Annotated in this window: 19 protein-coding genes; 16 read left to right on the top strand and 3 right to left on the bottom strand. The window is 58.9% G+C overall.

The window, feature by feature from the left end:
• Window positions 1-4: 4 nt before the first annotated feature.
• From GYRE_RS07135 to acpT, 13 genes are read left to right on the top strand one after another with little or no spacing between them, the layout of a single operon-like run.
• On the top strand, window positions 5-586 hold the full coding sequence (locus GYRE_RS07135) for a COG4648 family protein (protein WP_006818698.1): 582 nt from the start codon (window positions 5-7) through the stop codon (window positions 584-586).
• On the top strand, window positions 583-1,941 hold the full coding sequence (locus tag GYRE_RS07130) for an AMP-binding protein (RefSeq protein WP_038254155.1): 1,359 nt from the start codon (window positions 583-585) through the stop codon (window positions 1,939-1,941). Before GYRE_RS07135 ends, GYRE_RS07130 begins: the two co-directional genes overlap by 4 nt.
• Window positions 1,931-2,284, top strand: a complete 354-nt coding sequence (locus GYRE_RS07125) for an ApeI family dehydratase (protein ID WP_038254153.1) — start codon at window positions 1,931-1,933, stop codon at window positions 2,282-2,284. Before GYRE_RS07130 ends, GYRE_RS07125 begins: the two co-directional genes overlap by 11 nt.
• Window positions 2,275-3,966, top strand: coding sequence for a glycosyltransferase family 2 protein (locus tag GYRE_RS07120; RefSeq protein WP_038254151.1), 1,692 nt, complete (start codon window positions 2,275-2,277; stop codon window positions 3,964-3,966). The genes GYRE_RS07125 and GYRE_RS07120 overlap by 10 nt, the downstream gene beginning before the upstream one ends.
• A 3-nt stretch (window positions 3,967-3,969) precedes the next feature.
• Entirely contained in the window at window positions 3,970-4,392 is a 423-nt protein-coding gene (locus GYRE_RS07115) for an acyl-CoA thioesterase (RefSeq protein ID WP_006818694.1), read from the top strand.
• The gene (locus GYRE_RS07110; RefSeq protein WP_038254149.1) at window positions 4,389-4,994 is read left to right on the top strand and encodes an outer membrane lipoprotein carrier protein LolA; all 606 of its coding nucleotides are present in this window, start codon (window positions 4,389-4,391) and stop codon (window positions 4,992-4,994) included. The genes GYRE_RS07115 and GYRE_RS07110 overlap by 4 nt, the downstream gene beginning before the upstream one ends.
• A complete protein-coding gene (locus tag GYRE_RS07105; protein ID WP_038254147.1) occupies window positions 4,963-7,284 on the top strand; it encodes an MMPL family transporter in 2,322 nt (773 codons plus the stop codon). The genes GYRE_RS07110 and GYRE_RS07105 overlap by 32 nt, the downstream gene beginning before the upstream one ends.
• Window positions 7,281-7,865, top strand: coding sequence for a DUF3261 domain-containing protein (locus GYRE_RS07100; protein ID WP_006818691.1), 585 nt, complete (start codon window positions 7,281-7,283; stop codon window positions 7,863-7,865). Before GYRE_RS07105 ends, GYRE_RS07100 begins: the two co-directional genes overlap by 4 nt.
• A 1-nt stretch (window position 7,866) precedes the next feature.
• Entirely contained in the window at window positions 7,867-9,036 is a 1,170-nt protein-coding gene (locus GYRE_RS07095; protein WP_038254145.1) for a beta-ketoacyl-[acyl-carrier-protein] synthase family protein, read from the top strand.
• On the top strand, window positions 9,033-9,509 hold the full coding sequence (locus tag GYRE_RS07090) for a hotdog family protein (protein WP_038254142.1): 477 nt from the start codon (window positions 9,033-9,035) through the stop codon (window positions 9,507-9,509). The genes GYRE_RS07095 and GYRE_RS07090 overlap by 4 nt, the downstream gene beginning before the upstream one ends.
• Window positions 9,506-10,237, top strand: coding sequence for a 3-ketoacyl-ACP reductase FabG2 (locus GYRE_RS07085; protein ID WP_038254139.1), 732 nt, complete (start codon window positions 9,506-9,508; stop codon window positions 10,235-10,237). The genes GYRE_RS07090 and GYRE_RS07085 overlap by 4 nt, the downstream gene beginning before the upstream one ends.
• A complete protein-coding gene (locus GYRE_RS07080) occupies window positions 10,234-11,463 on the top strand; it encodes a beta-ketoacyl-ACP synthase (protein ID WP_038254137.1) in 1,230 nt (409 codons plus the stop codon). Before GYRE_RS07085 ends, GYRE_RS07080 begins: the two co-directional genes overlap by 4 nt.
• A gap of 1 nt (window position 11,464) precedes the next feature.
• Complete coding sequence (gene acpT / locus GYRE_RS07075; protein WP_072009052.1) at window positions 11,465-12,067, top strand: 4'-phosphopantetheinyl transferase AcpT; 603 nt, start codon at window positions 11,465-11,467, stop codon at window positions 12,065-12,067.
• Here the strand turns inward: acpT and GYRE_RS07070 are convergent.
• A complete protein-coding gene (locus tag GYRE_RS07070; protein WP_038254135.1) occupies window positions 12,000-12,449 on the bottom strand; it encodes a PACE efflux transporter in 450 nt (149 codons plus the stop codon). The two genes, acpT and GYRE_RS07070, sit on opposite strands and share 68 nt — an antisense overlap.
• 219 nt (window positions 12,450-12,668) lie before the next feature.
• Here GYRE_RS07070 and dbpA point away from each other — a divergent pair, with 219 nt between their 5' ends.
• Window positions 12,669-14,042, top strand: coding sequence for an ATP-dependent RNA helicase DbpA (dbpA, locus tag GYRE_RS07065; RefSeq protein ID WP_038254295.1), 1,374 nt, complete (start codon window positions 12,669-12,671; stop codon window positions 14,040-14,042).
• A gap of 106 nt (window positions 14,043-14,148) precedes the next feature.
• Here the strand turns inward: dbpA and zinT are convergent, their stop codons facing one another.
• Both zinT and GYRE_RS07055 read right to left on the bottom strand, forming a co-directional pair.
• Entirely contained in the window at window positions 14,149-14,799 is a 651-nt protein-coding gene (gene zinT / locus GYRE_RS07060; protein WP_038254132.1) for a metal-binding protein ZinT, read from the bottom strand.
• Window positions 14,800-14,869: 70 nt separating this feature from the next.
• Window positions 14,870-16,018 (bottom strand): alpha/beta hydrolase, encoded by a 1,149-nt coding sequence (locus tag GYRE_RS07055; RefSeq protein WP_038254129.1) that lies wholly within the window; start codon window positions 16,016-16,018, stop codon window positions 14,870-14,872.
• Between the two features lie 333 nt (window positions 16,019-16,351).
• Here GYRE_RS07055 and GYRE_RS07050 point away from each other — a divergent pair, with 333 nt between their 5' ends.
• Both GYRE_RS07050 and GYRE_RS07045 read left to right on the top strand, forming a co-directional pair.
• The gene (locus GYRE_RS07050; protein WP_038254127.1) at window positions 16,352-16,609 is read left to right on the top strand and encodes a YjhX family toxin; all 258 of its coding nucleotides are present in this window, start codon (window positions 16,352-16,354) and stop codon (window positions 16,607-16,609) included.
• Window positions 16,610-16,619: 10 nt separating this feature from the next.
• Entirely contained in the window at window positions 16,620-17,366 is a 747-nt protein-coding gene (locus GYRE_RS07045) for an SAM-dependent methyltransferase (protein ID WP_038254124.1), read from the top strand.
• The last annotated feature ends 22 nt before the right edge of the window (window positions 17,367-17,388 follow it).

The raw sequence follows: 17,388 nt of genomic DNA, 5'->3' as shown, positions 1-17,388 counted from the left end.
TCCCATGCGAGGCTTCAGAACGCTGCCTGTCGTTCAGGTAGCGACCGGGGCGCTGCTGCTGGCCTGGCCGTTTGTCATCTGGTTTGGTCTGGCACACAACAGTTTGCACTGGCTGCTGCCGCTGATGGCACTGCTGCTGGTTTTACGCTTACGCCAGGCGCGGAAAAATGCCGGGCCGATGCGCTTTGTCATGCAGAGCGTGGCGCTGGCGGGCATCGCGCTGTGCGTGGCAAGCGTACTGCTGAAAACCCACCAGTTGCTGCTGTTTTATCCGGTCGTGGTTAATGCGGTGATGCTCAGCGTCTTTGGTGGGTCGCTGTGGAGCGCCATGCCGCTGGTCGAAAGACTGGCGCGTTTGCGCACCCCCGATCTCCCCCCGCAGGGCGTACGCTACACCCGTCGTGTGACGCAAATCTGGTGCCTCTTCTTCATTTTTAACGGAACTATCGCGCTCTTTACCGCCCTGCACGGCGATATGCGAATGTGGACCACCTGGAACGGGATGCTGTCCTATTTGCTGATGGGCGCACTGATGGCGGGCGAATGGCTGATTCGCCGCCAGGTCATGAAAAGAGACACACCATGAATCAGACGCTTCCCCTGTCGCAGTGGCTTTGCGCCCCGCGCAGTGATGAAACCGTCATCGCCTGGCTTGGCGATCACAGCTGGACTCTGGCTCAGCTGCGCTACGACGTCGCGATGCTGCTCGCAGACCTGAATAAACAGGAAGGCTCCCGCTGGGCGCTGTGCTTTGAGAACAGCTATCTGTTTATCGTCGCGCTGCTGGCGACGTTGCATGCGGGTAAAACACCGGTTATCCCCGGCCACTGCCGCGCTTCGCTGCTGGACGAGCAGCGCGCGCTGTTCGACGGCGTATTGAGCGACAGCCCGCTGGCGTGGCACGGCCCGCAGCTGCTGGTTGATTCCGCGAAATGCGCTAAGGCACCAGCAACCGCGCTGCCAGCCATAGCCACCGATGCTTTTGTCGAGCTGTTCACCTCTGGCTCAACCGGGCAACCGAAACGGGTGGTAAAAACCATCGCCATCCTCGATGCGGAAGCCGCCCTGCTTGGCACGCGTTTCGCTGAACGTCTGGTGGGTTGCCGGGTGGTGGCCTCCGTGGTGCCGCAGCACCTCTATGGCCTGACCTTCCGTATTTTCCTGCCGATGGCGCTGGGGCTACCGCTGCACGCAGCCATGCTCTACTACGCCGAACAGCTGGCAGCGATTAGCCCGCAGCACCGCTATCTGTTTGTCAGCAGTCCGGCGTTCCTGAAACGCCTTGACCACCAGCTTGCGCCGCCGCCGATAGAAATGATCCTCTCCGCGGGCGGTATGCTGCCCTGGCAGGACGTAACCGATTCGCAGTCCTGGTCTGGTATCTGGCCGGACGAAATTTACGGCAGCACCGAAACCGGGATCCTCGCCTGGCGTTACCGTCAGCAGGACGACATTCCGTGGCTCCCCTTCCCCGGCGTGCAGATAACCCCGGAAGGCGATGCCTTTCGCGCACGATCTTCGCTTATCGCCGATGCCGACGGCCTGCTGCTTGACGACGTGCTGCACTTCAACGACGACGGGCGTTTCCGCCTTGCCGGACGTCGCGGGCGGGTCGTGAAAATTGAAGAGAAACGTATTTCACTGAGCGAGGTGGAACGGCGTTTGACCGATCTCGAAGGGATCCGTGAAGCGGCGGCTATCCCTGTCGCCCGCGGAGGTCGTCAGGGCATTGGCGTGCTGCTGGTGCTGGATGACGCTCTCCACCACCGCTGGCAGGAGACGCACAGCAAAGCGCTGGAGCTGTCCTGGCGCCGGGCGCTGCTGCCGTGGCTTGAGCCGGTAGCCATCCCCCGCTACTGGCGGGTGCTGGACGAGATCCCGGTCAACAGCATGAACAAGCGCGTTTATGCTCAGTTACAGGAGTTATTTGATGAAACCTAATGAAATTCAGCGCCAGCAGGTGCCGGGCGGGGAGACGGAGATTGTGCTGCATCTCGATCCAGCCCTTTTCTGGTTTCAGGGCCATTTCGCCGTACAGCCGCTGCTGCCCGGCGTCGCCCAGCTGGAGTGGGTGATGCACTATGCCACCACCCTGCTGGCGCCCGGTTTTCGTTTTCACAGCATTCAGAACGTCAAGTTTCAGGCGCCGCTGCTGCCTGACACCACCGTCACCCTGACGCTGAAGTGGCTGGAAGCGAAGCAAATGCTGACCTTCAGCTTCCAGCGCCACGAAGGCGACGCCCGTCACACCGCCAGCAGCGGGAAGATCCGTCTATGTCAGTAGCGTTCTCTCCCTGCATTCTGATCCCCTGCTATAACCACGGCGCAATGATGCCGAAGGTTCTGGCGCGTCTCGCACCGTTCGGCCTGTCGTGCATTATTGTCGATGACGGCAGCGACGAGGCCACCCGCACGGTACTGGAAACGCTGGTCGCAGAGCAGCCCGACGTGACGGTGCTGCGTATGGCGCAAAACGCCGGTAAAGGTGCGGCGGTGATGCATGGCCTGCAGGCCGCGCAGCAGATGGGCTTCAGCCATGCGGTGCAGGTGGATGCCGACGGTCAGCACGCTATCGAAGATATTCCGCGGATGCTGGCCCTTGCTGAACAGCACCCGCAGGCGCTGATTTCCGGTCAGCCGATTTATGATGACTCTATTCCCCGCGCCCGGCTGTATGGCCGATGGGTCACTCACGTCTGGGTGTGGATTGAGACCCTGTCGCTACAGCTGAAAGACAGCATGTGCGGCTTTCGCGTTTATCCGGTCGCCCCAACGCTGCAGCTGGCGCGCCGGGTGAAGATCGGCAAACGGATGGACTTCGATACCGAGGTGATGGTTCGCCTCTACTGGCAGGGTAACACCAGCTATTTTGTTCCCACCCGGGTGACCTATCCCGAGGATGGACTGTCGCACTTCGACGCCCTGAAGGACAACGTGCGCATCTCATTGATGCACACCCGGCTGTTCTTCGGCATGCTGCCGCGCATTCCTTCCCTGCTGCTGCGCCGTCGTTCATCGCACTGGGCGCAGCAGAAAGAGGTCAAGGGTCTGTGGGGGATGCGCTTTATGCTCACCGTCTGGCGGCTGCTCGGGCGCAACGCGTTTACCGTGCTGCTGTGGCCGGTGGTTGCCGTCTACTGGCTGAGCGCGACCCGCGCCCGCCAGGCCTCGCAGAACTGGCTCGCGCGGGTGCGCCTGCAGCTTGCCGCCCGGCAGATGCCGGTGCCAAAGCCCTTCAACAGCTATCACCATTTCCTGCGCTTCGCCAACGCCATGCTGGATAAGATAGCCAGCTGGCGCGGTGAACTGCACTTTGGCCGCGACGTGGTCTTTGCTCCAGGAGCCGAAGCCACGCTGGCACTCGATAAACCGCAGGGCAAACTGCTGCTGGCCTCGCATCTTGGCGACGTTGAAGCCTGTCGGGCGCTGGCGAGCCTAAAAGGTACCAGCCCTATCAACGCGCTGGTGTTCAGCGAGAACGCTCAGCGCTTTAAGCAAATCATGGAAGAGATGGCCCCGGAAGCCGGAGTGAACCTGTTACCGGTGAACGACATCGGCCCGGAAACCGCCATCATGCTGAAAGAGAAGCTCGAACGCGGTGAATGGGTAGCCATCGTCGGCGATCGTATTGCGGTCAACCCGCAGCGCGGCGGCGATTTCCGAGTCACCTGGAGCCCGTTTATGGGCCAGCCGGCACCGTTCGCCCAGGGACCGTTTATTCTCGCCTCGATTCTGCGCTGCCCGGTGCTGCTGATTTTTGCACTACGCCAGCAGGGCGTACTTAACATCCACTGCGAACCGTTCGCCGACCCGCTCCTGCTGCCGCGCGCCGAGCGCCAGGCCGCGCTGGAGCAGGCCATCCACCGCTACGCCGCACGTCTTGAACATTACGCGCTGCTGTCGCCGCTGGACTGGTTTAACTTTTTTGATTTCTGGCAGCTGCCAGACGCCGCCGATAAGGAGTAAAGGGTGCTGACCGATCCCCGCTTTACCGCCGAGGTTGAACTGACCGTACCGTTCCACGACGTCGATATGATGGGCGTGGTGTGGCACGGCAACTATTTTCGTTACTTTGAAATCGCCCGCGAGGCGCTGCTCAACCAGTTTGATTACGGCTACCGGCAGATGAAAGCTTCCGGCTACGTCTGGCCGGTAGTGGATACCCGGGTGAAGTACCGCGACGTACTGACCTTTGAACAGCGTTTTCGCGTGCGCGCGAAGCTCGAAGAGTATGAAAACCGCCTGCGTATTGGTTATCAGATTTTCGATGCCGCCAGCGGCAAACGCACCACGACCGGCTACACCATTCAGGTAGCGGTAGAGGAACAAAGTCGGGAGATGTGCTTCGTCAGCCCGGCGGTCCTGTTTGAACGTATGGGAGTCACGCTATGAAATTCTGGCCCGTTGTTCTGCTGCTACTGAGCCCGTTCGTCAGCGCCGTAACCCTCGACGAGCTGCAGCAGCGCTTTACCGAGCAGCCGGTGGTGCGCGCTCATTTTGATCAGACCCGGACGATAAAAGATCTGCCGCAGCCGCTCAGATCGCAGGGTGAAATGCTGATCGCCCGCGATACCGGCCTGCTGTGGGATCAGAAAACGCCGTTCCCGATGCTGCTGATGCTCGACGATAAGCGGATGGTGCAGGTGATAAACCACCAGCCGGCGCAGGTGATCACCGCCGAAAATAACCCGCAGATGTTCCAGTTTAACCATCTGCTGCGCGCGCTGTTCCAGGCCGACAGAAAGGTGCTGGAGCAGAACTTCCGTATTGATTTCCAGGATAAGGGACAGGGCCGCTGGACGCTGCGTCTGACGCCAACCACCACGCCGCTGGATAAGATCTTCGCCACGATCGATCTGGCGGGACAAACCTATCTGGAAAGTATTCAACTGAATGATAAGCAGGGCGATCGCACCGATATCGCGCTTTCTCAACATCAACTGACGCCCGCCGCGCTGACCCATGACGAACGCCAACGCTTTGCCGCCCAGTAATTCCCGCCGCCCGGCGCTGCTGTGGGGCATATTGTGCCTGGCGCTTGTCGGCGCACTGCTCGTGCTGCTGCCGCAGTCGCGGATGAACAGCAGCGTGCTGGCGATGCTGCCAAAACAGGCGCTGGGGGCAATCCCTCCGGCGCTGAATGACGGCTTCATGCAGCGCCTTGACCGCCAGCTGGTGTGGCTGGTAAGCCCGGGGAAAACCGCCGATCCGAAAGCCGCACAGGCGTGGCTCACCGCGCTGCAAAAATCATCCGCACTCAGCGAGGTGAAAGGCCCGATGGATGCAGCCGGTCAGCAGGCCTGGGGCGCGTTCTTCTGGAGCCATCGCAACGCGCTTATCGATAGCGCTACCCGTGCGCGGCTGCAAAACGGCGGCGAAGCGCAGGCGCAATGGATCCTCTCCCAGATGTATTCGGCGTTTTCCGGCGTCAGCGGGAAAGAGCTTAAAAACGATCCGCTAATGCTGATGCGCGGATCGCAGCTGGCGTTAGCACAGAACAGCCAGCGCCTGCAGCTCAAAGACGGCTGGCTGGTGACCCAGGACGAGCAGGGCAACTACTGGTATCTGCTGCACGGCGAGCTTGCGGGCAACTCCTTCGATATGCAGCAAACCCACCGGCTGGTTACCACCCTTGCCGGACTTGAAGGCGAGCTTAAAGCGCAGTACCCACAGGCGCAGCTGCTGTCACGCGGCACGGTGTTCTACAGCGATTACGCCAGCCAGCAGGCCAAACGCGATATTTCGACCCTCGGCGTGGCCACCATTCTTGGGATTATTCTGCTGATTGTGCTCACCTTCCGCTCCCTGCGACCGCTGCTGCTGTGCCTGATTTCTATTGGCATCGGCGCGCTGGCGGGTACGGTAGTGACGCTGCTGCTGTTTGGTGAACTGCATCTGATGACGCTGGTGATGAGCATGAGCATCATCGGTATTTCGGCTGACTATACCCTCTACTACCTCACCGAACGGATGGTGCACGGCGCGGAGCATTCGCCGTGGCAAAGCCTGCTTAAAGTGCGTAATGCTCTGCTGCTGGCGCTGCTCACCACCGTGGCCGCCTACCTGATTATGATGCTGGCCCCCTTCCCCGGCATTCGCCAGATGGCGGTGTTCGCGGCGGTGGGACTGAGCGCTTCCTGCCTGACGGTGCTGTTCTGGCACCCGTGGCTGTGCCGTGGTTTACCGGTGCGCCCGGTTCCCGCCATGGCACCGATGCTGCGCTGGCTGGCGGCCTGGCGGCGCGACAAGCGGCTGCGCATTGGTCTGCCGGTGGCGTTGACGCTGCTGTCGCTAACCGGGCTGGCGCTGTTAAAAGTGAATGACGATATCTCGCAGCTGCAGGCGCTGCCGCCGTCAATTCTGGCACAGGAGAAAGCCATCACCCGCCTGACCGGCCAGAGCGTCGATCAGAAGTGGTTTGTGGTGTACGGCGATACGCCGGAGCAGACCCTGACGCGCATGGAAGCCTTTACGCCAGCGCTCGAAGCGGCGCGCAGAGACGGCGTGCTGAAGAGTTACCGCACGATCCCGTTAAACTCGCAGGCGCGCCAGCAGCAGGATCTGCAGCTGCTGCGCGACGCAACGCCTGCGGTTGAGCGCACGCTGCAAAGCGCCGGACTCAGTGCCGTCACGCCCGATCTCAGCCCGATGACCGTCACCGTCGACGCCTGGCTGCAAAGCCCGGCCAGCGAAGGCTGGCGGCTGATGTGGTTGACGCTGCCAAACGGTGCCAGCGGGGTGCTGATCCCGGCTGATGGCGTCACCGACAGCCACGCGCTGGCGGTGCTGGCGGCGAAACAGCCGGGTATTGCGTGGGTCGATCGTAAGCTGACCTTCGATGCGCTGTTTGCCGAGTACAGAACCCTGCTGACCGGCCTTCTTGGCATCGCGCTCGCGGTGATTGCCTGCGGCGCGGTTGCCCGCCTGGGCTTACGCAAGGGGCTGATAAGCCTGGTGCCGTCGGTACTGTCGCTCGGCTGCGGGCTGGCAGCCTTGTCGCTTAGCGGTCATTCGGTGAACCTGTTTTCACTGCTGGCGCTGGTGCTGGTGCTCGGTATCGGCATCAACTACACCCTGTTCTTCAGTAACCCGCGCGGTACGCCGCTGACCTCGCTGCTGGCGATTACCCTCGCGATGCTGACCACGTTATTAACCCTTGGCATGCTGGTCTTCAGCGCCACCCAGGCTATCAGTAGTTTCGGCATTGTGCTGGTGAGCGGTATTTTCACCGCTTATCTGCTTTCGCCATTAGCCATGCCGGACAAAAAACGAGAAAAACGATGATGAAACACTCCCTCTGGCGCGCTGTCGCCCTGCTGGCCGCCTTCACCCTTGCGGGCTGTAGCCATTCGGTTCAGGAAAATAACGGTCGCCCACAGGCCTGGCTGGAACCTGGCGCGCGCGTCACATTACCGAAGCCGGGGATAAGCCCGGCGGTCAACTCGCAGCAGCTGCTGACCGGCAGCTTCAACGGCCAGACCCAGTCGCTGCTGGTGATGCTCAACGCCGACGACAAAAAGCTGACCCTCGCGGGGCTCTCTTCCGTCGGGATCCGTCTGTTCCTCGTGACCTATGATGAAAAAGGGCTGCATACCGAGCAGTCGATCGTCGTGCCACAGCTGCCGCCGGCAAGCCAGGTGCTGGCAGACGTGATGCTAAGCCACTGGCCAATCAGTGAGTGGCAGCCGCTGCTGCCAAAAGGCTGGACCCTCATCGATAAGGGTGATAAACGTGAACTGCGCAACGCCCGTGGCACGCTGGTGACGGAAATTATCTATCTGCAGCGCAAGGGCAAACGCGAGCCTATCAGCATTGAGCAGCACGCCTTTAAATACCACATCACCATTCAATATCTGGGTGACTGAGATGATCTACATTTCTGCCATCGGCATGATTAATGCGCTGGGCAACAACGCAGCAGACGTGGCGGCGAACCTGACCCGTGGCGTGTCGCCGGGGATGCGCCCACGCGCAGGCTGGCTGCAAGGCTTCCCTGAGGCGGTACTGGGCGGCGTGGACGCGGAGCTGCCGCCCATTCCCGATAGTTTTTCTGCTCATCGAACGCGCAATAATCAACTGCTGCTCGCGGCGCTGGCACAGATCCAGCCGCAGGTGGATGAAGCGATTGCACGCTATGGCCGCGACCGTATCGCCGTGGTGATGGGCACCAGCACCTCGGGGCTTAACGAAGGCGACGCGCACGTTAATCTTTCGCTGAACCAGCAGCCAAGCCCGCACTGGCAGTACCCGCAGCAGGAGCTCGGCGATCCGTCACGTTTTCTCAACCGCTGGCTGGGGCTTGCGGGCCCGGCGTTTACCCTTTCCACCGCCTGCTCATCCAGCGCCAGAGCTATCATCAGCGGTCGCCGCCTGATTGAGGCCGGGCTTGCCGACGTGGCCATTGTCGGTGGTTCTGACACCCTGAGCCGGATGCCGGTTAACGGTTTCAACAGCCTGGAATCCCTTTCCCCCACCCTGTGCCAGCCGTTTGGCCGTGACCGCAGCGGCATTACCATTGGCGAAGGTGCCGCGCTGATGGTGCTGACCCGCGAACCGCAGCCCATTGCGCTGCTGGGCGTCGGGGAATCCAGCGACGCATGGCATATCTCCGCGCCGCATCCGCAGGGCGAAGGGGCGATTCGGGCGATTACGCAGGCGCTCAACGACGCCGGGCTACAGCCGGATGACGTGGGCTATATCAACCTGCACGGCACCGCCACACCGCTCAACGATCAGATTGAATCCAGAGTGGTGCATGACCTCTTTGGCGAACGAGTTCCGTGCAGCTCGACCAAACATCTCACCGGCCATACGCTGGGCGCGGCGGGGATAACGGAGGCGGCGATCGCCACGCTTATTCTGCAAATGCAGCTGCCGCTGCCGCCGCAGGACTTCAGCCGCGGCGAGATTGACCCGACGCTGCCTGCCTGCGGCGTTCTGCGTGAAGCGCAGCCGCTGGCCCGCCCGGTTATCCTCTCCAACTCATTTGCCTTTGGCGGTAACAACGCCAGCATTCTGCTGGGGAGAGTGTCATGAGCCACTATTTAGCCCCTGCCAGCTACCTGCCGCACGAGGCGCCGATGCTGTTGCTGGAAGAGGTGGTTAACGTCACTGACAATACCGCCCATTGCCGGGTCACCGTCTGCCGCCACGGCGTACTGGCACCGTTTATCGATCCTCACGGTCATCTGCCAGGCTGGTATGCGCTGGAGCTGATGGCCCAGACGGTCGGCGTATGGTCAGGCTGGCACCGTCAGCACGACGGCAAAGAGTGCATCGCGCTCGGCATGGTGCTCGGCGCGCGCGAACTGGTCTGCGCCGAAGGGCATTTACCGGCGGGAGCAACTCTTGATATCGAGGTGAAACTGCTGATGCAGGACGAGCGTTTTGGCAGCTTCGAATGCACCATTAAAGCAGATGGCGCTCAGCTTGCCAGCGGTCGCGTTAACACCTTCCAGCCGACGAACGAAGAATTAACCACGCTTTTTAATCAGGGAGATAGCGCATGAGTCGCTCAGTGCTGGTCACCGGAGCCAGTAAAGGAATTGGACGCGCAATTGCCCGTCAACTTGCCGCCGATGGATTTACCGTTGGTGTTCACTACCACCGCGATGAGGCGGGGGCAAAAGAGACGCTGGCCGCCATTGAGCAGGCGGGCGGCACGGGCCGCGTACTCGGTTTCGACGTTGGCAACCGCGAGCAGTGCCGCGAGGTGCTGGAGCAGGAAATAGCCCAACATGGTGCCTGGTACGGCGTGGTCAACAACGCGGGCATTACCCGCGACGGCGCGTTTCCGGCCCTGAGCGAAGACGACTGGGACAGCGTTATCCATACCAATCTCGACAGCTTTTACAACGTCATTCACCCCTGCATTATGCCGATGATTGGCCTGCGCCAGGGTGGGCGGATAATTACGCTGTCTTCGGTATCCGGAGTTATGGGTAACCGCGGCCAGGTGAACTACAGCGCGGCGAAGGCCGGGATCATCGGCGCGACCAAAGCGCTGGCCATTGAGCTCGCCAAACGCAAAATCACCGTTAACTGCATTGCCCCCGGGCTGATTGATACCGGGATGATAGAAATGGAAGAGGCGGCGCTGAAAGAAGCGATGGCGATCATCCCGATGAAGCGCATGGGTCAGGCCGAGGAAGTCGCCGGGCTTGCCCGCTATTTAATGTCCGACATTGCGGGCTACGTCACCCGACAGGTCATTTCCATCAACGGAGGGATGCTATGACTCGTCGCGTTGTGATAACCGGGATGGGCGGCGTCACCGCCTTTGGTGAGAGCTGGGATGCGGTTTCCCGCCGTCTGCTGGGCTACGAGAACGCCGTACGCAAAATGCCGGAGTGGCAGGTTTATGACGGCCTGAACACCCTGCTCGGCGCACCGATCGACAATTTCACACTTCCCGAGCACTATACCCGCAAGCGCATCCGCGCTATGGGCCGCGTGTCGCTGCTCTCGACCCGTGCCAGCGAACTGGCGCTGGAGCAGGCCGGGCTGATTGATGACCCGGTACTCACCAACGGTGAAACCGGGATTGCCTACGGCTCTTCTACCGGCAGCACCGGTCCGGTGAGCGAGTTTGCCACCATGCTGACCGAGAAACACACCAACAACATCACCGGCACCACCTACGTACAGATGATGCCACACACCACGGCGGTGAACACCGGGCTGTTCTTCGGCCTGCGCGGACGGGTGATCCCGACCTCCAGCGCCTGTACCTCCGGCAGCCAGGCCATCGGCTACGCCTGGGAAGCCATTCGCCACGGTTACCAGACCGTGATGGTGGCAGGCGGCGCGGAAGAGCTCTGCCCTTCGGAAGCCGCGGTGTTTGATACTCTGTTCGCAACCAGTCAGCGCAACGACGAACCCAAAACCACGCCTTCACCGTTCGATCAGAAGCGCGACGGGCTGGTGATTGGCGAGGGTGCAGGCACGCTGGTGCTGGAAGAGTTAGAGCACGCCAAAGCGCGCGGGGCGACCATCTACGGGGAGATCGTCGGCTTTGCCACCAACTGCGATGCGGCGCACATCACCCAGCCGCAGAGCCAGACGATGCAGGTTTGCATGCAGAAGGCGCTGAATATGGCAGGGCTTGGACCACGCGATATTGGCTACCTCTGCGCGCACGGCACCGCGACCGATCGTGGCGATATTGCCGAGAGCCAGGCCACTGCGGCAATCTACGGGGATAACGTGCCAATCTCCTCGTTGAAAAGCTATTTCGGCCATACCCTGGGTGCCTGTGGCGCGCTGGAAGCGTGGATGAGCCTGCAGATGATGCGCGAAGGCTGGTTTGCCCCTACCATCAATTTGACCCATCCGGACGAGCAGTGCGGCGCGCTGGACTACATCATGGGTGAAGCCCGCCGTATCGACTGCGAGTATCTACAGAGCAACAACTTTGCTTTCGGCGGGATCAACACCTCCATCATCATTAAGCGCTGGGCGTAACGTGCTGCGGGTCTGGCTTGGAAGTCTCTCACAGCTGAGTCAGGCCCCGTTGCCCGCGGGGCTGCAGGTGCCGGTTTCACCACGTGCAGGCTGGCATGCCGGCCGCGTGCTTCTTGCGCACGCCCTCTCCCCTTCCCCATTACCAGAGCTGGTGATCCATCAGAACGGTAAACCGGCGTTCGCAGGAAAACCGAGGCTGTGGTTTAACCTGAGCCACAGCGGCGATGACATTGCGCTGGCGATAAGCGATGAGGGCGAAATCGGTTGTGATATCGAGGTGGTTCGCCCGCGTAAAAACTGGCAGGGCGTGGCCGAGGCGGTATTCAGCGACGGGGAGCGTCAGCAACTGACCGACGCGCCAGAGCCGGAGCGGTTAAACCTCTTCTGGCAAATCTGGACGCGCAAAGAAGCGATTCTGAAACAGGCCGCCGGGCAGGTGTGGCAGATGGCGGATGTGGATAGCGTGGCACCGCACCACGCGCTTCGCCAGCAGTTAATTGACGACAGGCTGTGGCTTGCGGTGTGCGCAGAAGCGGCTACCGACTGGCAGCTTCAGCGTGTTTACCTACCAGCTGCCAGCGCAAGTGATCGTAAGTCAGGTTAAACACCAGCGTATAAGGTAAGAAGAACAGCACCAGCCCCGTCTCCACCACCAGCGCTTCCATCATCGTCAGATCCAGCAGATACATCGCCACCGGCAGCAGTGCCACAATCAGCCCGGCTTCAAAAATACAGGCATGAATAGCCCGCACTTTAAACGTCCGCTCGAACTTATAACGGCGCTGAATACCATCGAAGATGTAGTTAAAAATATAGTTCCACAGCGTAGCGGTGGCGGCAGAAACAACCGAAAGTGTGCCGGAAATAGCCAGTGATACGCCTAATAATTTCGCCACCGACACGGCAATAATGATGTTTGCTAACACTTCAAATAACACGGCATGCAGTATGCGTTCTTTAAAACTTTTATTTAGCTCAACCTTCACCCATTGTGCTCCTTATTTCCATTACCAATAAAAAACCATGCACATCATAGGGCCGAGTGATACTTAATCAAGGACAGAGCCCGTAAACCTGAGGTTTTGTACCGATTTGTTAAGAAAAGCGTGAACACGGTGGCGCTATCGTCTGTGCAGATTACTGCCACCTGACGTCGGCGAATCTGCTAGCATACGCGCTGACCGATATTTTATGAGATGACCAACGTGACCGCTTTTTCCGCTCTGAACGCCTTACCTGAAGCACAACTCGCCAACCTGAACGAACAGGGATACCACAGTATGACCCCCGTTCAGGCCGCGGCGCTCCCCGCCATTCTTGCCGGGAAGGATGTCCGTGCTCAGGCGAAAACCGGCAGCGGTAAAACGGCAGCCTTCGGCCTTGGCCTGCTGCAGCACATTGACGCCAGCCAGTTTTTAACCCAGTCGCTGGTGCTGTGCCCGACGCGCGAACTCGCCGACCAGGTAGCAAAAGAGCTGCGCCGTCTGGCACGCTATATGCCGAACATTAAAATCCTGACCCTCTGCGGCGGGCAGCCGTTCGGTATTCAGCGCGACTCCCTGCAACATGCGCCGCACATTATTGTGGCAACGCCGGGCCGTCTGCTGGATCACCTCAAAAAAGAGACCGTAAACCTCGATGCGCTGCAGACGCTGGTGCTGGATGAAGCCGACCGGATGCTCGATATGGGCTTTGCCGATGCGATTGACGAGGTGATAACTCACGCTCCGGCTAATCGCCAGACGCTGCTGTTCTCCGCCACCTGGCCGACGGCGATTGCCGCCATCAGCAGCCGCGTGCAGCGCGACCCGCAGACCATCGAAATTGATTCGGTGGATGAACTCCCGGCGGTGGAGCAGGTATTTTATGAAGTTTCGAACAACGGCAAAATCAACCTGCTGCTGGCGCTGCTCAGCAAGCACCAGCCCGCTTCCTGCGTGGTGTTCTGTAACACCAAAAAAGACTGCCAGGCGGTGTGCGATGCGCTGAACGAGCGTAACCAGAGCGCGCTGGCGCTGCATGGCGATATGGAGCAACGCGATCGCGACCAGACGCTGGTTCGCTTCGCCAACGGCAGCAGCCGCGTCCTGGTGGCGACCGACGTTGCCGCCCGTGGCCTCGACATCAAGGCCCTGGAGATGGTGGTGAACTTTGAGCTTTCCTGGGATCCGGAAGTTCACGTACACCGCATTGGACGTACCGCCCGCGCCGGGCAGAGCGGCCTGGCGCTGAGCTTCTGCGCACCGGAAGAGGCCCAGCGCGCCAACGTGCTTTCAGAAATGCTGAGCCTGTCACTCAACTGGCAACCGCTGCCGACCGGCATTGCCATCAAACCGCTGGAAGCCGAGATGGCAACGCTGTGCATCGATGGCGGCAAGAAAGCCAAAATGCGTCCTGGCGATATTCTTGGCGCGCTGACCGGGGAAATGGGGCTTGAAGGTGCCGATATCGGGAAAATTGACGTTCACCCGATTCACGTCTTCGTCGCCATTCGTAAATCCGTTGCTCGCCATGCCTGGAAAAAGCTGCAACAGGGCAAAATTAAAGGTAAATCCGTGAAGGTACGGCTGCTCGGCTGAGCCTAATACCATGAAATCATAAAGGGGCCTACGGCCCCTTTTAGCCATTAACCGTCTGGAGGGAGGCAATGATGATGAAAAACGATTGTTACTTCCCGCCTCTTTGCTAGTGATGCAGCATATCGTCAATCACCTGATCGTTCTTTAGCTGATAAGGATAGTAAGTCGGCCAGTTGTCCATTTCTGCTAACAGCGCCTGCTGCGAGGTGTTACCCATGAAGATATGGAAGTGAGCTGATTTGCGCGGGGCGATGATGTGGTCACTGAACTGAACAAATTTCGGGGCTTTACTGCTCGCGTCGTGGCACTCAAAAAGGTAGCGGACGCCCTTTTTTCCTGATGTGTAGGTCAGGATTTTATACCCGGCATAGTCATATTTGCAGGACGCAACCTTGTTCCCGGTGTGAAATTCCATAACACCGTTTTCAATGCCGATAGTATCCACGTCTGTTGCATATCCTTTGCGGTAATACTCCTTCACCTCGTTGAAGGTTTTACTCTTATCTTTCTCCGCTTTCTTTTTGAAAACAGGATCCAACTCGCCACTCACCAGATACGGATAAACGGATTGCCAGACCCCATCCCAATCGCTCAGCTCGCGGTCTTTAACGTTCTTATCGTCGAAAACACCTTCTGAAGCTTTTTTCTCAATGTCGCTCATGGGAACACCGTGGGAGTGGTCACCATGCGCCAACGCCTGACCACTGATAAACAACATCCCCAGAGCTATCGATAATTTTTCAAAATGAATAGCCAAAATTTCACCCTCATTAATTATTTGAGAGCGATTGTTATATTATAACATAACTTCAAATTCAATACTGATGTTACTGGGCATTTCTTGATTGAGCATTGGCCCTGAAGATAAAGGGCACAGAGTCACGCAGCGATGGGTTCACGGTGCCGCTGTGATCCAGCCCCTCATACACATGAACATCGGCCGCAGTACCTGCGGATTTTACCGCCTCGGCGAATCGCATTTGCATCGAGGTAGGTACGTTGACATCCTTGTCGCCCATTCCGATAAATACCGGGTGCGAGAGCTTCAGCGTAGGGTAGCGCAGCGTACTGACCTGAGTACTAAGCAGAGATTCAATACCTGGTTTCAAGGTATTCGCCGCATTTAACCCCGCCTGCATGGTGGCATCGCTCAGAGGAGTGATGCACTGCTGACTGGCCATTTGCAGGTACGGTAATGCTTTTTCCTGGAAATAATCAGAAGGTTTAAGTGAAGGATCGGCATCAGCGGCAGAAAGATAAATATAAAAAATGTACGGTATTTTGGGGTCACCCGTCGTCGGTAAGGCCCCCTTCGCCGGCGGTAAAATATCTGCAGCCGTGGTGCCTTTGTCGAAATAAGGTGTACCGGTCAATACCGTGGCACGGATGTTAAGCTCCGGCGCATACTGCGGTTGAAAACCGGCGCTGGAGAATGCGGCGTGGGCCCCCTGAGATTGCCCAACCAGAATGAGATCGTTTTTCAGCGGGAAGGTTTTCAGCGCTGCCCGCACAGCGTCCAGCACGCTCCAGGCCTCGCCGCGGGCGTCGAGGTAATGGTGCAGACCAGCGGAGCCAAGCCCCGCGTAGTCTGGCGCCACGACGGCATATCCCAGCGACAGCCAGGTATTCAGGTACTGTTTATCGCGATCGGAACGCACATTTAATGATGGAGCACAGTGGTTTGCCACCCCCACGGTGCCGTGCGCCCACACCACCACCGGCCAGCCACCCGCAGGTGTTGCGCCAAAGGGAATAAACACGGCAGCGGTATCTTCACGCTTCGTTTTGCCATCAACGCCACTTACGGAGGGGTAGCGCAGCAAGTATTGCCTGGCGGCTTCCGTCAGCCCTCGCTCCTCCGGGATTGGCGTGTAGTTTGTAGCGACCTCAGTTGCCGCAGCGCATACCCCAGCGGTAGATAGCAGTAGCGATGAAACGGCAGTGGCGAATCCTGGTACCGAAAAAAATTTAGTCATCTCAATGGGCTCTGAAGTTAGTCATGCTAGCAATGTAGACTATAAGCGCTCAATAAAGGGTCAACCAGGACGGCGTTAGCCTTGCATGAAAGGCACTCTTCAGGTTCACATTTTTCAACCCTGGCTATTCACTTATAAAAAACAGGTGTTATTATTCACCCGTTAAATACCTTTCAACTCAACCCGAGGCTTTGATGCTGGAGAATGTAATCATCCGATAATCAGCTTACTGACCTATTCAGGCCAGACTGATTATCAATGCGCTGAAATCAACTGCGGACACCGCTGTGTGTTTGCACGTTTTGCACATGATGATTAAACAGGTTTTCCAGTATGAATTTATCCCGTCAGGAACAACGTACCTTACACGTTCTCGCTAAAGGTGGACGAATTGCGCACGTCCGCGATTCGTCAGGCCGCGTCACCTCTGTGGAATGCTACAGCCGCGAAGGGCTGCTGCTCAGCGACTGCACGCTCGCCGTCTTTAAAAAACTCAAAACCAAGAAGCTTATCAAATCCGTCAACGGTCAGCCCTACCGCATCAATACCATGGGCCTGAACAACGTTCGCGCTCAACCGGACAATCGTTAAGGAGAGGATGATGGATATTCCCCGGATTTTTACTATTAGCGAAAGCGAACACCGTATCCACAACCCGTTTACGCCGGAAAAATACGCCACACTAGGGCGCGTATTACGCATGAAGCCAGGCACACGCATACTCGATCTGGGCAGCGGCTCGGGAGAGATGCTTTGTACCTGGGCACGCAATTACGCTATCACCGGTACCGGCATTGATATGAGCCCACTCTTCATCGCGCAGGCAAAGCGGCGAGCAGAGGAGCTCGGCGTCAGCAAGCGTGTGCATTTTATTCATAACGACGCCGCCGGGTACGTTGCGGATGAAAAATGTGGCATCGCGGCCTGCGTAGGTGCCACCTGGATTGCCGGTGGCGTCGTCGGGACGATTGATCTGCTGGCGAGAAGCCTCAGACCAGGCGGTATGATTCTCATCGGCGAACCATACTGGCGTCAGGTCCCGGCGACGGAAGACATCGCCCGGGCCTGCGGCGTCTCTTCCATCGCAGACTTTCTCACACTCTCCGAGCTTGTCGCCTCTTTTGGCGAGCAGGGTTTTGACGTGGTGGAGATGGTACTGGCAGATCAGGAAGGCTGGGACCGTTACGAAGCAGCAAAATGGATGACCATGCGCCGCTGGCTGGAGGAAAACCCTGACGACGAATTTGCGAAGGAGGTTCGGGCGGAGCTGACCATATCGCCAGCACGCCACGTCACCTACGCACGGGAATACTTTGGCTGGGGTGTGTTTGCGTTGATTCCCCGATAGTAAGGAGTGAAGCGCGTAGCCC

This window comes from Yokenella regensburgei ATCC 49455, from assembly GCF_000735455.1.
Classification (GTDB): Bacteria; Pseudomonadota; Gammaproteobacteria; order Enterobacterales; family Enterobacteriaceae; genus Yokenella; species Yokenella regensburgei.
This window is presented reverse-complemented; position numbering and strand designations above follow the sequence as displayed.